The following is a 14,214-nucleotide window of genomic DNA, read 5'->3' as shown; positions in this document are numbered from 1 at the left end:
ACGGGCCGAGCCTATTTGTGTGCTCTCCCCGACCCCTATGCCGAATTCCGACTTTGCCGCAGTGCCGCCATTGGCGCACCGAGCCATGGACTTAAATGATGACGCCAAAGCCCAGCCAGAACCGTGAGATCATCGTACGCGGCGCCCGTGAGCACAATCTCAAGGGCATCGACTTAAAACTGCCGCGCGACAGCCTCATCGTGATGACGGGCCTTTCGGGCTCGGGCAAGTCGTCGCTCGCCTTCGACACCATCTATGCGGAGGGTCAGCGCCGCTATGTCGAGTCCCTCTCGGCCTATGCGCGGCAGTTCCTCGAGATGATGCAGAAGCCCGATGTGGAACACATCGAGGGCCTCTCGCCCGCCATCTCCATCGAGCAGAAGACCACCTCGCGCAACCCGCGCTCGACGGTTGGTACGGTCACCGAGATCTACGACTATCTGCGCCTGCTCTATGCGCGCGTCGGCGTGCCCTATTCGCCCGCCACAGGCCTGCCCATCGAGAGCCAGACCGTCAGCCAGATGGTCGACAAGGTGCTGGAAATGCCAGAGGGCAGCCGACTGTTCCTGCTGGCGCCGATCGCCCGCGGCCGCAAGGGCGAATACAAGAAGGAACTGGCCGACCTGATGCGCAAGGGCTTCCAGCGCGTCAAGATCGACGGCGAGTATCACGAGATCGAGGACGCGCCGGCGCTCGACAAGAAGTTCAAGCACGATATCGAAGTGGTGGTGGACCGCATCGTGGTCGGCCCCGATATTTCCGGCCGCCTGGCCGAGAGCTTCGAGACGGCGCTGAAGCTGGCCGACGGCATTGCGCTGGTGGAATTCGCTGACGAGAAGAACGAGGATGGCAGTCCCCGCCAGGTCACTTTCTCGGAAAAGTTCGCCTGCCCCGTTTCGGGCTTCACCATTGCCGAGATCGAGCCGCGCCTGTTCTCGTTCAACAACCCGTTCGGCGCCTGCCCGGTCTGCGATGGCCTGGGCACCGAGCAGAAGATCGACCGCGACCAGATCGTGCCGGATGTGACGCTGTCGATCCGCGACGGCGCCATCCTGCCCTGGAGCAAGACCAGTGCGCCCTATTACCTGCAGACGCTGCAGGCGGTGCTGAAGCACTATGATGCCTCGACCGGTACGGCCTGGAATGAGCTGAGCGAAGAAGTGCAGGACGCGGTGCTTTATGGCACGGGCAAGACACCAATCAACTTCGTCTATGACGATGGCCTGCGCCAGTACAAGACCACCAAGCCCTTCGAGGGCGTCATCGGCAACCTTGAGCGTCGCTACAAGGAAACCGAAAGCGCCGGCATGCGCGAAGAGATCGAAAAGTACATGTCGGCCAAGCCGTGCATTGCCTGTGGCGGCTATCGGCTCAAGCCGGAGTCGCTCGCCGTCAAGATTGACGGGCTGCATGTCGGTCAGGTGACCGAGAAATCCATCCGCAGCGCGGCCGAATGGTTCGAGGCGCTGCCGGAGACGTTCACGCCCAACCAGAAGCTGATCGGCGAGCGGATCCTCAAGGAAATCCGTGAGCGGCTGAATTTCCTCATCGATGTTGGGCTCGACTATCTCACCATGGCGCGCAATTCGGGCACGCTGTCGGGCGGCGAGAGCCAGCGTATCCGGCTGGCCAGCCAGATCGGCTCGGGGCTGACCGGCGTGCTCTACGTTCTGGACGAGCCCTCCATCGGCCTGCACCAGCGCGACAATGCCCGCCTGCTCGAGACGCTGCAGCGGCTGCGCGACATCGGCAATACCGTCATCGTGGTCGAGCATGACGAAGATGCGATCATGACGGCCGATTACGTGGTCGATATCGGTCCCGGCGCTGGTGTGCATGGCGGCCATATCGTGGCTGAAGGCACGCCGCAGGACATTCTCAACCACCCGGACTCGCTGACCGGCAAATATCTCTCCGGTCGCATGGGCATTCCCATGCCGGCCGAGCGCCGCCAGGGCAAGACGGGCAAGACGCTGAGCGTCAAGGGCGCCACCGGCAACAATCTCAAGAATGTCTCGGTGGATGTGCCGCTGGGGCTGTTCGTCGCCATTACCGGCGTCTCCGGCGGCGGCAAGTCGACCCTGATGATCGACACCATGTATCAGGCCATTGCGCGCCGGCTGAACGGCGCGCGGGTGGTCCCTGCCCCGCATGACAGCCTGACGGGCCTCGAATTCCTCGACAAGGTCATCGATATCGACCAGTCGCCGATCGGGCGCACGCCGCGCTCCAACCCGGCCACCTATACCGGGGCCTTCACCCCGCTGCGCGAGTGGTTTGCCGGCCTGCCGGAATCCAAGCAGCGCGGCTATGGGCCGGGGCGCTTCAGCTTCAACGTCAAGGGCGGGCGCTGCGAGAAGTGCCAGGGCGACGGCGTGCTCAAGATCGAGATGCACTTCCTGCCCGACGTCTATGTCACCTGCGACGTCTGCAAGGGCAAGCGCTACAATCGCGAGACGCTGGAAGTGCAGTTCAAGGGCAAGTCGATCTCCGACATCCTGGACATGACCATCGACGAGGGCGTCGATTTCTTCTCGGCTGTGCCGGTCATCCGCGACAAGTTCGCCACGCTGCAACGGGTGGGGCTGGGCTATGTGAAGGTCGGCCAACCGGCCAATACGCTGTCGGGCGGTGAGGCGCAGCGCGTCAAGCTTTCCAAGGAGCTTTCCAAGCGCGCCACAGGCCGCACGCTCTACATGCTGGACGAGCCGACCACGGGCCTGCACTTCCACGACGTGGCCAAGCTCCTCGACGTGCTGCATGAGCTGGTCGAGGGCGGCAATACGGTGATCGTCATCGAGCACAATCTGGAAGTCATCAAGACCGCCGACTGGGTCATCGATCTCGGTCCCGAGGGCGGCGATGGCGGTGGCGAGATTGTGGCGATCGGCACGCCGGAAGACGTGGTCGCCAATCCGCGCTCCTATACCGGCCAGTTCCTCAAGGAGATCATGGCTAGGCGCCCGCAGGTCGCCACAAGGGCGGCCGAGTAACATCTCCCGGCGGACCTGCGACAAATCCGCCAGCTTGTTGCTGGCGGATTGAGGGCGAGTGTGACGGCTGATCGAATGTCATGTCACAAGCCCTGCTATCCGCTGGGTTTTTCCCGCTATGCGTCGATTTGGTGAAAATGCCATGCGCCTCGCGCATAATGCCGTTGACGCTTGGGGCATGGTGGACGCCGACAAATCATCCCATGTTCGCGGCGTCGCTAAATACCCCTGAAGGGAGTACGACAATGTTCGTTCGTGCCGTATGGCGCATCAAGCGCCTGGTCGATATCAAGCAGACGTTGCGTGAGATGGATGTGCCGTCGACGCGTGACGCCGATCTGCTGGGGCTTACCGGCCCCGACTTTTCCAAGATGACGCGGTCCCTGTTCGACCGCTGAGTGTTTGTCACCGCCCGAGTTCAGTCGGCCGCCAGATGTCCACCTGGCGGCCTTTGCTTTGCCGCAAGCCTTAACCGAACATGAACCATAAGGCTCGAAGCCCTGCAGTGGACGCATAACCCGTTTGACCAATCACCCACTGCTCATCCGGCAAGCACTGCCCTAAATATAGGCTCGTAAACGAAAGGAGACTACCAAATGGACATCCGCAAGACTTTCAAGAAGTGGGCCGCATACCAGCAGACCGTCCGTGAGCTCGCCGCTCTCGACAATCGTCAGCTCAACGATCTGGGCATTTCGCGCACCGACATCAATCGCATTGCGCGCGATCATGCCAGCCTCATCTAAGCCTTACTGCTCAGACGCCTGCGTCCCAGTAAACCGAACAGCCGCTTCTCTCTGAGATGCGGCTGTTTTGCTATCTGCCCTTTGGATTGTCAGAAGGCCAGTCTGCCGACCAGTTCGGCATAACTGACCATCACCACCTTGCGGAACGCTTCGCGCCGTTGCAGCCGCAGGTACCAGTTCTCGACGCCGGGCATGGCCGGTCTGTCGATATCCATGGTGAACCAGCGATAGAGCGCCACGCCGGCTGCGATATCCGCATAGCTCAGCGCATCCCCAGCCAGAAAATCCCGGTCGGCGAGGTTCGCATCCAGGAGGCGCAGCGCCGAGACTGTCTTGGCATGGGCAGCGGCAATGGCTTTCGCATCATGCTGCTCCCGGGGCGTCCGCACGAATAACCAGAACACGGCGAGCCAGCCCGGCTGAAAGGTGGTGGCGGTCCAGTCGGTCCATTGATCGACGATCGCCCGTCGGCGCGGGTCGGCGCGCCACAGCGTTTCGGCACCATGGGTTGCTGCGAGATAGCGTAGGGTCGCGTGGCTCTCCCACACGGTCAGATCGCCATCCTGCAGGGTCGGCACCAGGCCGTTGGGGTTCAGAGTCCGGTAGGCCGGATCATCCAGCCCGCCATAGGAACCGCCCACGAGGCGGTGCTCATAGGGCAAGCCAAGTTCTTCCAATGCCCAGAGCGTCTTCTGCACATTGGCAGAACTGGCCCGGCCCCATAGCGTCAGATTTCGACTCAACGGATTGTCCCCCATCCCGGCGGCCATGCTAGTTCGCGGCCGGCGAACCGCAAGACTGGTTGCACCGCGGGGCCGCGCTTGCTATCTGCGCGCCATGTCCACATCAGAACCCATTCATATCATCGGGGGCGGCCTCGCCGGCTCGGAAGCCGCATGGCAGGCAGCCGAAGCCGGCGCCACGGTCATCGTGCATGAAATGCGCGGCGTGCGCGGCACCGACGCGCACAGCACCGACAGCTTTGCCGAGTTGGTCTGCTCCAACAGTTTTCGCTCCGACGATGCCGAGCAGAATGCCGTCGGCCTGCTGCATGAGGAAATGCGGCGCCGCGGCTCGCTGATCATGCGCGCGGCCGACGAGCACAAGCTGCCGGCCGGCGGCGCGCTGGCGGTGGATCGGCACGGCTTTTCCGATGCGGTGACCCGCGCGATCCACAACCATGCCAATATCACGGTGATCCGCGAGGAAATTGCCGGCTGGCCGCCAGAAGACTGGCGCAATGTGATCATTGCCAGCGGCCCGCTGACCTCCCCCGCCCTTGCCGAAGCGATCCTGGCCAAGACCGGCGAGGATGCGCTGGCCTTTTTCGACGCGATCGCGCCGATCGTGCACAAAGACAGCATCAATATGGACATTGTCTGGGCGCAGTCGCGCTACGACAAGGCGGGCCCCGGGGGCACCGGCGCCGACTACCTCAACTGCCCGATGGACAAGGACCAGTATTTCGCCTTTGTCGAGGCACTGAAGGTCGCGCCGCTGCATGAGTTCAAGGATTGGGAAAAGGTGCCCTATTTCGACGGGTGCCTGCCGATCGAGGTGATGGCCGAGCGCGGCGTCGAAACGCTGCGGCATGGGCCAATGAAGCCGGTGGGCCTGACCAATCCGCGCAATCCGACGGTCAAATGCTATGCCATCGTGCAGCTGCGACAGGACAATGCCTTGGGCACGCTGTGGAACATGGTCGGCTTCCAGACCAAGATGCGCTACGGCATCCAGGCCAACATCTTCCGCATGATCCCGGGGTTGGAAAACGCCCAGTTCGCACGACTTGGCGGCTTGCACCGAAATACCTTCATCAACTCACCCAAAGTGTTGGGGCCGGACCTTAAACTGAAAGCTGATCCGCGCATCCGCTTCGCGGGCCAAGTGACGGGCGTCGAGGGCTATGTGGAAAGCGCCGCGGTCGGTCTGATCACCGGCCGGCTCGCCGCCGCCGAGGCCCGTGGCGAAACGATGGCGACGCCGCCGAACACGACGGCGCTGGGCGCGCTGGTTGCCCATATTACGGGCGGCCATATCGAGTCCGAGAGCTATAGCGGGGCACGCAGCTTCCAGCCGATGAACGTCAATTTCGGCTTGTTCCCCCCCGTCACCGTCGTCAAGCCCGAGGGCGCTGGCCGCTGGCGCGGCAATGACAAGACCATAGCCAAGCGCAAGGCGATCACCTCGCGGGCGCTGGAAGATCTGCAGGCCTGGGCATGACTGCGGCAGAGCTCGAAACCTATCTGCATAACCATATACCGCTGTCGCGGGCCATGGCTGTGCGTGTGGTTTCGGTGGCCGACGACCGGATCATGCTGGGCGCGCCGCTGGCGCCCAATATCAACCACCGGGACACGGTGTTCGGCGGCAGCGCGGCTGCGGTAGCGACACTTGCTGCATGGTCGCTGCTGCATCTGCGGCTGACGGCCGCCGGTCTGCCCAGTCGCGTGGTGATCCAGAGCAGCAGCATGGACTATCTAGCGCCGATGGCGACCGATTTCACGGCCGCCGCTGTGCTGGAGCCGACGGCCGATTGGGATGGCTTCATCCGCATGCTGACACGCAAGGGCCGGGCTCGTATCGCCCTGGAGGCTGAGCTTGTTTGCGAGGGGCAACGGGCCGGGCTGTTCCACGGCGAATTCGTTGCCTTCGGCAAGGACCGCCTCTAGCGGTTGCGCCACGTCCACCAGGCGAGCCGGGCAATCTTGCGCCAGTCGGCATCGTCAGGCACCGGGGCGAAGAGGCTGGTCTGCCGACGGTTCAGGGCGGCGAGCTGGGCCTTCAATACCGCAATGCTGGCAAAGGCGGGCTTGAGGCGGCCGGGCAAGGCAGCAATGGCGATTTCGGCCTTGTCCAGATGGGCCGTAGCCAGCTCGGCAATCTGGCCCAGGGCTTCCGACAGGCCATCGCTCTCGGTTCGGGCAAAGATTTCCTCCTCGCGCACACCATTGGCCTCGAAGACCGACCAGGGCAGCATGATGCGCCCCTGGGCGGAGACGAGACCGAAGGCCCGCAGATGACCGATCATGGCGTGGGCAACGCCGAGGTGGCCGGCGGCGTCGCCGGTCTCGATGGTCTCGCCATCGTTGAGGATCATGGCCGCGAGCTGGTAAAGGGTGGAGACCGTCTCGCCGGCATAGCCTTCAAAGGTCTCAAGATCGGGCATCGGGTCGTCATAGAGATCGAAGCGGCGCGCGCCGATCAGGCGCAGCAGCGTGCCGGCCGGGATCGTGTAGCGCGCCATGGTGTCGAGCAGTGCGTCGGCCACCGGGTTCTGGCGCACCGCACCGTGTCCCTCGCCATCGAGTGCATCGCTCCACCATTGCAGGCGGATTTCCCCCGGCGCCGGATCGGATACGCGCTCGCGGATCGAGGCTACGTCGGCGTTGAAGGCATAGAGCGCGGTCACCGCATCGCGATGCAAGCCGGTCAGTACCAGGGTCGAAAGATAGCGGTCGCGGTCGCCTCGGCGCAGCGCATCGGCTGCATGGGCAAAGCTGGCCTCAGCCATCTAGCGCACCTTGTCGACGGCGATGAGGGCCGCAGCGACGGCGCGCCGCTCGGCCAGGAGGACATTATAGGTGCGGATGGCGCTGCCGGTATTGATGGCCTCGACGATGACCCGCCGCTCTCGCAGCGCCTCGCGCAACTCGCGCGGGATGGCAGCGATGTCCGGCCCGACTCCGATCAGCAGCACATCGATGTCATCAGCGACGGCCAGCACCGGCGCCAGGGATTCCATCGTGATGTCGCCTGGCACTGTGACGGACCAGGCAAACATGCCGGTCGGCAGACACAGCAGCGAACCGCGATGCGACATGCCGGCAAAACGGAAGCCGCCATTGCCATAGGCGTCAATGCCGGCCTGCTCAGGATAGTGTCCGTCGTTGATGAGATCACTCACCGATCACACTGCCGGGCTGTCTACCGACCCCGTGGGGGTCGCCTTCTGGTCGCCGCGCTCCTTGAGGCCAAGATTCACGAGGATCGGCGCCGCGATGAAGATCGAGGAATAGGTGCCCACCAGCACGCCGAAAATCATCGAGAGCACGAAACTCTGGATAATCTCGCCGCCGAAGACCGCCAGCGCCAGCAGGGCCAGCAGCGTCGTCGGACCGGTCAGGACCGTGCGGGAGAGCGTGGAGTTGATGGCCCGATTGAGCAAGTCCACCAAAGGAACCTTGCGATATTTGTGCATGAACTCGCGCACGCGGTCATAGACCACCACGGTATCGTTGAGCGAATAGCCCACGATGGTGAGGATCGCCGCGATACTCGATTGGTTGAACTCGATGCCCGTGACCGCAAAGAAGCCAAGCGTCAGCACGACGTCATGCAGCGTCGACACCACCGCGCCGACAGCAAACTGCCATTCGAAGCGGAACCATAGGTAGATCAGGATAGCCAGGATGGCGAGGCTCAGGCCAATGGTGCTCGACCAGGCCAGCTCGGACGACACCGTGCCACTCACGGCCTCGGTGCGGCGAATCTCGTAGTTTTCCGCAGCGAGGGCTTCGCGAACCTGCTCGACAGCGGCCTGTTGCGCCTCGGGACCACCCTCCTGCAATTCGATGCGGATCAATACGTCTTCGGGCGTGCCGAATCCCTGGACCTGCACATCGCCCAAATTGAGTTCGCCAAGCGCATTGCGGATCAATGCCGGATCCGCCGGACCGCCCTGATGCTGAACCTCGATCGAGGTGCCGCCCTTGAAGTCGATGCCCAGATTGAGGCCGTGAATTCCGAACCAGCCGATCGATGCGACCGACAGAACCACCGAGACCACGATGGCGATCTTGCGCCAGTCCATGAAGGGGATGCTCGTGTCATCGGGCACAAGGTGCATCAACTGCACCTTGAGGGCCTTGGGGCGCACCCAGTCGTACCAGCGGGTAACGATCATCAGGGTCACGAAATAGGCCGTGAACAGGGTGGTGATGATACCGATGGCCAGGGTGACGGCGAAGCCCTGCACGGGACCGGAACCGAGGAAAAACAGCACCACTGCTGCGATGAAGGTGGTGACGTTGGAATCCAGGATGGCGCTCATGGCATTGCTGAAGCCAGACTGGATGGACTGGATATTGGACCGTCCTGCGGCCTTTTCCTCGCGGATGCGCTCGAAGATCAGCACGTTGGCGTCCACGGCCATGCCCATGGTCAGCACGATGCCGGCAATGCCCGGCAAGGTCAGCGTGGCCCCCAGCAGCGACAGCGTGCCGATGACCAGACCGACATTGAGAATAAGGGCGATATTGGCAAAAACGCCAAAGGTGCCATAGGCAATGAGCATGAAGGCAACGGTGCTGATGCCGCCGATGATACCGGCAGTAACACCGCCGCGCACGCTGTCCGCGCCGAGGCTGGGACCGACCGAGCGTTCCTCGACGATATCGAGGCTGGCCGGCAGCGCGCCGGCGCGCAGCAGCACTGCCAGATCGTTGGCGCTGGCCGTGGTGAAGCTGCCGCTGATCTGGCCCGAGCCGCCGGTGATCGGCTGCTGGATGACCGGCGCCGTGATGACCTGGTTGTCGAGCACGATGGCGAAGCGCTGGCCGACATTGGCGCCGGTAATCTGGCCGAACGTGATGGCGCCTCGCGTGTCGAAGCGGAAGCTCACGACGGGCATGGCACGCTGCTGATCGTAGCTGGGCTGCGCGTCAACCAGCGACTCGCCGCCAATGGCGACGTCTTCGTAGAGCAGTTCGGGAGCGCCATCCTGGCTGGGCACGATCATGGTGCCGGCCGGCAGCCCCTGGGCCTCGGCCTGCGTGGCGGTCATGCCGGGATAAACCATGTGAAAGGTCAGGCGCGCCGTCTGCGAGATGATGGACTTGAGCCGGTCGGAATCTTCGAAACCCGGCACCTGCACCAGAACGCGTGTATCGCCCTGGCGCTGGATGGTGGGTTCGGTGGTTCCCAGTTCGTCGATACGGCTGCGGATAACTTCGATGGATTGGGCCACCAGCGAGCTCATGCGCTGGGCAATACCGTCGTCAGTGAGGCTGATGGTCAGCTTGCCGTCAGCAGTTTCGCCAAAGACCAGTTCGTTGACACCGATGCCGGCAAACAGGGAGTCGCTGAGGGTGTTCTGCAGCCCCTCGATCGCGGTCTGGGCCATTGCCTTCTGCGCCGGATCGGTGAGTTCGATGGCAATCGAGGCGCTGGCCTCGTCGGTGGTGATCAGATTGCCGATGCCGTTGTCGCTGGCGAGAACATTGCGCGCGTCGCGCCGCAGGTCACGCAAGCGCTCGGTTACAATGCCTTCGCGGTCTACCTCGAGCAGCAGGTGGGAACCACCCTGCAGGTCAAGCCCCAGCACCATGGTCTGCTTGGGCAGCCAATCGGGGAGACTGTCCACAAAGTCCTTCGGCAGAAAATTCGGCGAGGCAAACAGCAGGCCGAACAGGGTCACGAACAGGACGAGAGTGGTGCGAAGAGGCGAGAACTTCATTTAGGGGTATCCTGAAAACAAGAACCGGCGCCCTTGGGCGCCGGCAGCAGGCGTGGCGCTGCGCTTAGGCAGGCTTGTTATCGTTGACCGGCTCGGCCTTGGTGCGCACGTCCGCCACCATGCCGCGCACCAGCTTCACCTTGACGCCCGTGGCGATCTCGACTTCGAGGTCTTCGCCATCGACAGCCTTGGTCACCTTGCCGACAATGCCGCCAGTGGTCACGACCGTGTCACCGCGACGGATGGCCGAGAGCATGGCCTGCTGGGCCTTCAGGCGCTTCTGCTGCGGGCGGAAGATCAGGAACCAGAAGATCACGACCAGCAGCAGGATCGGCATCAGCTGGATGAAGATGTCGGAAATGCCACCGGCGGGGGCTGCACCGGCTGCCTGGGCATAAGCGGGCGTTACAAACATAAGGCGAGGCTCCTATCGTTTCTTCTTGGCTTGTGGAGGGCGGCGCCAGAGACCAGCATCAACGTTGCGACGCTACTGGACGCATATGGGGCTCGTTGCACTTGCAGCCCGGACAAAATCGGGCGGACTATACATTTGGCCCCTAGCGATTGCAAAGGCATTCCGGGGCCGCAAATTGCCGCGCCGAGCATGAGGACGAACGACCTTGAAGAGCAAAGACTACCTCGCAGAAATCGCCGCCTCGCTGGGGCAAATTGCCCGCTCGCTCAGCGCTATTGCGCCCGATGCAAGGGATGCACAGGCGGTGCTCGGCCTGGCGGATGCCTATCATTGGGATGGCGATGACGGACGGCTGATGGCCGTGCCCCATGTCAGCCGCGTGCCGCTGAGCATGCTCAAGGGAATCGACGCCGTGCAGGACATCCTGCTGCGCAATACCGAGCAATTCGCCCGCGGCCACGGCGCCAATAATGCGCTGCTATGGGGCGCGCGGGGCATGGGCAAGAGCTCGCTGGTCAAGGCCATCCATGGCGACATCATTGCCAGGGAGGATGAAGGCTTCGACCGGCTCGTGCTCATCGAGATCGCGCGGGAGGATCTGGAGACCCTCCCTGCCCTGATGCGGCGCATTGGCGGGGAGGATGCGCGTTTCATCGTCTTCTGCGACGATCTCAGCTTCGACAGTGGCGAGACCAGCTACAAATCGCTCAAGACCATTCTCGACGGCGGGCTCGAAGGCCGGCCGGAGAATGTGCTGTTCTACGCCACCTCCAACCGCCGCCATCTGATGCCGCGCGACATGATCGAGAACGAGCGCTCGACGGCCATCAATCCGGGCGAGGCTGTGGAAGAGAAAGTGTCGCTGTCGGATCGCTTCGGGCTGTGGCTGGGCTTTCACAATTGCGACCAGCCGACATTTCTCACCATGGTGCGCGCCTATGCCGACCATTACGGCCTCGACATCGACGACGAGGCGCTTCGAGCGCGGGCCATCGAATGGTCGGCGACCCGCGGGGCACGGTCGGGCCGCGTGGCGATCCAGCTGGTGCGGACATTAGCGGGCGAGATGGGCAAGCCGGTGTGACGTAGGCATATCCTGCAACGACCACAGGACCGCACCCGGTTTAGCCCAAATATTCGGGCCAAACGCCCCCCACCCTTTATCCCTCCCCACAAGGGGGGAGGGTGTCGACTGAAAAATCGCGCACAAACCAGACGACAAACAAAAAGGGCCCCCACCTGCGGTGGGAGCCCCCTGCTTCGGAGTGCGCTGGTTCAGCTGGCCAGAAGCGGCAGCGGATCGACCGGGGTGGCGCCCTTGCGGAGCTCGAAATGCAGCTGCGGCTTGGTCACCGAGCCAGTCATGCCGGCGGCGCCGATCGAGTCACCGCGACCGACTACGGCGCCCTTGGCGACGTTCATCGACTGCAGGTGGGCATAGGCGGAGACATACCCGTTCGGGTGACGGATCAGCACGAGATTGCCATAGCCTTCAACGCCGGAGCCGACATAGATCACCGTGCCATTCTCGGCGGCCTTCACCGTCGAGCCTTCAGGCACTTCGATATTGATGCCGGTACCCTTGGAGGAGGCGAAATCGACCAGGACGCGGCCGCTGGCGGGCCAGCGGAACTTGTCGCTGCCCGACATGGCGGGCTCGGCGGCCGGAACGCTGGCAATCTGTACCGGCGCGGCGACGGGAGTCGCAGCGGGCGCGGTCGCTGCCTGAAGCGTGTTCGGCGCTGCTGCAGGCAGGGTCTGCTGGGCTGGAGCCGGCGCGGCCATCGGCGTTGCGCTGGCGACCTGGGTCGGCGCCTTGGTGGCAAGCAGGTCGGCGCGACCCGGAATGATCACCTTCTGCCCAACCACGATCTTGTCGGGGGAGGAGAGATTGTTGGCCTGTACGAGGGCCTGGGTCGTCACTTCATAGCGGCGGGCGATCGTATAGAGCGACTCGCCGCTGGCGATGGTGTGGGTAAAGCCATTGGTGGCTGCACCCGGCATGGCCGGCGCTGCCGAAGCGAGCGAGGGCACGGAACTGTTGGTAGGCAGGCCGCCGAGAACGGCAGGGGACGGCATCGGGGCCGAGGCGAGTGCGGGCTGTGCTTGCATGGCGGACAGGGATCCCTGGGAAGACGGGTTACGCAGTACTGGAAGGTCTTGGGACTGGATGGACGGAGCGGCACTGGCCGTACCGACCGGCGCCATGGGCGCGGTATATCCGGCCTGCACCGATGAATTCCAGGCGGGCTGGGCGGTGGGCTGGCTGTTCCAGCCGCCACCGACATTGGCGGGCGGCAGGAACTGGCTCTCTGCCGTCATGGCCTGCGGCGCGCCGAGGCTGGAGGGCATGGGCTGGCTGTAGCTTGCGGGAGCGCTTTGGGGGAGCGAGCCGGTGGTCGTCGGATCGCCGAACGTCCGGCTACCGAGACTGGAACACCCAGACAGTGCAACGGTGGTGGCGACCAGGCCAACCATCGCAATGGCACCTTTGGGCGCCCGACGGGATACGCGGATACTCATCAGCTATACTCGTACGCAGGTACTCAACACAAATTCGAGACTAGGCCGGTAAGGTAAAGACGAGTTTAAGGTCGATGCGATTTGAGCAAAATCGTAGGGGGCAGATTCCGGGTTGGGTAAGGTTAAGGGACGGAGGGTCCACAATTCTGCCCACCTGCGGCCCGCAAGAGGGCGAATGATGGCCCGGTTGCTAGAGCAGCAGCGTGCCGCGTAGCCGTTCGACGAGCATGGTGTCGGTCTGCTGCAGCAGCATCGGGGTCACCGTGACATAGCCGTCCCTGCGCATGACCTCGAAATCGGCTCCGCGGTCGAGCGGCATCGGGGTTTCGGGGATGGCGACGAAAAACTTGCCGTCATTGTCGCTGGGATAGTAGCGGAAGGGCGAGTGCGAAAAGCGCTGGTGCGCCACGACGGCGATACCCTTGGTGGTGTCCGGGTCGCAGAAGGGAAAGTTGACATTGTAGTAATGCTCGCGCCCCTGCGCGGCAGCAATGATGGCGCGCGCGACGGCGACGCCGTGGCGGACGGAATTGGACCAGTTCACGTCACGGCCATGCTCGTAATTGATGCCCTGGCTCATGGCGATGCCGATGGCGCCTTGCAGGGCGCCTTCCCGTGCGCCGGCCGCCGTGCCCGAGCAGTTGATGATGTCGCCCAGATTCTGGCCGGCATTGACGCCGGAAAGCACTACATCGGCGGGTCTATCACCAAGCAGGTGGGTCATGCCGGCGACGACGCAGTCGGCGGGGGAGCCGCCCACTACGGCATAGGTGCGTTCGCTGTGCCGCTCGAAATGCAGCTCGCGGCCAAGGGTGAAGCGGTGCCCTGCCCCCGACTGGTTGCCATCGGGCGCGACGATCCAGACGTCGTCGCTCAGCGCGCTGGCAATGTCGGCCATGATGGCGATGCCCGGTGCATCCACACCATCGTCATTGGTGATGAGGATGCGCAGGCCCATCAACGGCCGCCGATGGACTTGAGGCCGCCCATATAGGGCTGGAGCACGTCGGGCACGAGGACGGAGCCGTCTTCCTGCTGGTAGTTTTCCATCACGGCGATCAGGCACCGGCCGACGGCCGT

The 14,214-nt window shown here is 63.5% G+C and carries 13 protein-coding genes; 6 read left to right on the top strand and 7 right to left on the bottom strand.

Going from position 1 to position 14,214, the window contains the following annotated elements; all coding sequences use genetic code 11:
- The first annotated feature begins 95 nt into the window (after positions 1-95).
- From uvrA to V6M52_RS12170, 3 genes are all read left to right on the top strand, one after another.
- Positions 96-2,993 (top strand): excinuclease ABC subunit UvrA, encoded by a 2,898-nt coding sequence (gene uvrA / locus V6M52_RS12180; RefSeq protein WP_332701216.1) that lies wholly within the window; start codon positions 96-98, stop codon positions 2,991-2,993.
- Between the two features lie 245 nt (positions 2,994-3,238).
- Complete coding sequence (locus V6M52_RS12175; protein WP_332690297.1) at positions 3,239-3,391, top strand: hypothetical protein; 153 nt, start codon at positions 3,239-3,241, stop codon at positions 3,389-3,391.
- A gap of 198 nt (positions 3,392-3,589) precedes the next feature.
- Positions 3,590-3,739 (top strand): DUF1127 domain-containing protein, encoded by a 150-nt coding sequence (locus tag V6M52_RS12170; protein ID WP_332690294.1) that lies wholly within the window; start codon positions 3,590-3,592, stop codon positions 3,737-3,739.
- Positions 3,740-3,828: 89 nt separating this feature from the next.
- On the opposite strand, the gene V6M52_RS12165 is transcribed toward V6M52_RS12170, so the two are convergent.
- Positions 3,829-4,482, bottom strand: a complete 654-nt coding sequence (locus tag V6M52_RS12165; protein WP_332701215.1) for a glutathione S-transferase family protein — start codon at positions 4,480-4,482, stop codon at positions 3,829-3,831.
- A gap of 94 nt (positions 4,483-4,576) precedes the next feature.
- Between V6M52_RS12165 and trmFO the strand changes: the two genes are divergently transcribed.
- Both trmFO and V6M52_RS12155 read left to right on the top strand, forming a co-directional pair.
- Positions 4,577-5,962, top strand: coding sequence for a methylenetetrahydrofolate--tRNA-(uracil(54)-C(5))-methyltransferase (FADH(2)-oxidizing) TrmFO (trmFO, locus tag V6M52_RS12160; protein ID WP_332701214.1), 1,386 nt, complete (start codon positions 4,577-4,579; stop codon positions 5,960-5,962).
- Positions 5,959-6,411, top strand: a complete 453-nt coding sequence (locus V6M52_RS12155; RefSeq protein ID WP_332690285.1) for a YiiD C-terminal domain-containing protein — start codon at positions 5,959-5,961, stop codon at positions 6,409-6,411. The genes trmFO and V6M52_RS12155 overlap by 4 nt, the downstream gene beginning before the upstream one ends.
- Here V6M52_RS12155 and V6M52_RS12150 read toward each other — a convergent pair.
- From V6M52_RS12150 to yajC, 4 genes are all read right to left on the bottom strand, one after another.
- Positions 6,408-7,253: a phytoene/squalene synthase family protein gene (locus tag V6M52_RS12150; RefSeq protein WP_332701213.1), complete on the bottom strand. Its 846-nt coding sequence runs from the start codon at positions 7,251-7,253 to the stop codon at positions 6,408-6,410. The two genes, V6M52_RS12155 and V6M52_RS12150, sit on opposite strands and share 4 nt — an antisense overlap.
- Positions 7,254-7,646: an Mth938-like domain-containing protein gene (locus V6M52_RS12145; protein ID WP_332690279.1), complete on the bottom strand. Its 393-nt coding sequence runs from the start codon at positions 7,644-7,646 to the stop codon at positions 7,254-7,256.
- Between the two features lie 3 nt (positions 7,647-7,649).
- A complete protein-coding gene (gene secD / locus V6M52_RS12140) occupies positions 7,650-10,196 on the bottom strand; it encodes a protein translocase subunit SecD (protein WP_332701212.1) in 2,547 nt (848 codons plus the stop codon).
- A 64-nt stretch (positions 10,197-10,260) separates the two neighbouring features.
- A complete protein-coding gene (gene yajC, locus V6M52_RS12135; RefSeq protein ID WP_332690273.1) occupies positions 10,261-10,611 on the bottom strand; it encodes a preprotein translocase subunit YajC in 351 nt (116 codons plus the stop codon).
- A 205-nt stretch (positions 10,612-10,816) separates the two neighbouring features.
- On the opposite strand from yajC, the gene V6M52_RS12130 reads away from it, so the two are divergent.
- On the top strand, positions 10,817-11,695 hold the full coding sequence (locus tag V6M52_RS12130; protein WP_332701211.1) for an ATP-binding protein: 879 nt from the start codon (positions 10,817-10,819) through the stop codon (positions 11,693-11,695).
- A 191-nt stretch (positions 11,696-11,886) separates the two neighbouring features.
- Here the strand turns inward: V6M52_RS12130 and V6M52_RS12125 are convergent, their stop codons facing one another.
- Complete coding sequence (locus V6M52_RS12125; RefSeq protein WP_332701210.1) at positions 11,887-13,134, bottom strand: peptidoglycan DD-metalloendopeptidase family protein; 1,248 nt, start codon at positions 13,132-13,134, stop codon at positions 11,887-11,889.
- A 190-nt stretch (positions 13,135-13,324) separates the two neighbouring features.
- Positions 13,325-14,092 (bottom strand): 5'/3'-nucleotidase SurE, encoded by a 768-nt coding sequence (surE, locus tag V6M52_RS12120; protein WP_332701209.1) that lies wholly within the window; start codon positions 14,090-14,092, stop codon positions 13,325-13,327.
- Positions 14,093-14,214: the final 122 nt, after the last annotated feature.

The sequence above is a fragment of the Devosia sp. genome, from assembly GCF_036676215.1.
Classification (GTDB): domain Bacteria; phylum Pseudomonadota; class Alphaproteobacteria; order Rhizobiales; family Devosiaceae; genus Devosia.
Note: the sequence above shows the minus strand (reverse complement) of the source record. Positions and strands in the feature narration are given on the sequence as shown.

Bases quoted from the DNA above. Each gene is read 5' to 3' on its own strand.
- uvrA (WP_332701216.1), top strand. From the start codon at position 96: ATGATGACGCCAAAGCCCAGCCAGAACCGTGAGATCATCGTACGCGGC.
- V6M52_RS12175 (WP_332690297.1), top strand. From the start codon at position 3,239: ATGTTCGTTCGTGCCGTATGGCGCATCAAGCGCCTGGTCGATATCAAG.
- V6M52_RS12170 (WP_332690294.1), top strand. From the start codon at position 3,590: ATGGACATCCGCAAGACTTTCAAGAAGTGGGCCGCATACCAGCAGACC.
- trmFO (WP_332701214.1), top strand. From the start codon at position 4,577: ATGTCCACATCAGAACCCATTCATATCATCGGGGGCGGCCTCGCCGGC.
- V6M52_RS12155 (WP_332690285.1), top strand. From the start codon at position 5,959: ATGACTGCGGCAGAGCTCGAAACCTATCTGCATAACCATATACCGCTG.
- V6M52_RS12150 (WP_332701213.1), bottom strand. From the start codon at position 7,253: ATGGCTGAGGCCAGCTTTGCCCATGCAGCCGATGCGCTGCGCCGAGGC.
- secD (WP_332701212.1), bottom strand. From the start codon at position 10,196: ATGAAGTTCTCGCCTCTTCGCACCACTCTCGTCCTGTTCGTGACCCTG.
- yajC (WP_332690273.1), bottom strand. From the start codon at position 10,611: ATGTTTGTAACGCCCGCTTATGCCCAGGCAGCCGGTGCAGCCCCCGCC.
- V6M52_RS12125 (WP_332701210.1), bottom strand. From the start codon at position 13,134: ATGAGTATCCGCGTATCCCGTCGGGCGCCCAAAGGTGCCATTGCGATG.
- surE (WP_332701209.1), bottom strand. From the start codon at position 14,092: ATGGGCCTGCGCATCCTCATCACCAATGACGATGGTGTGGATGCACCG.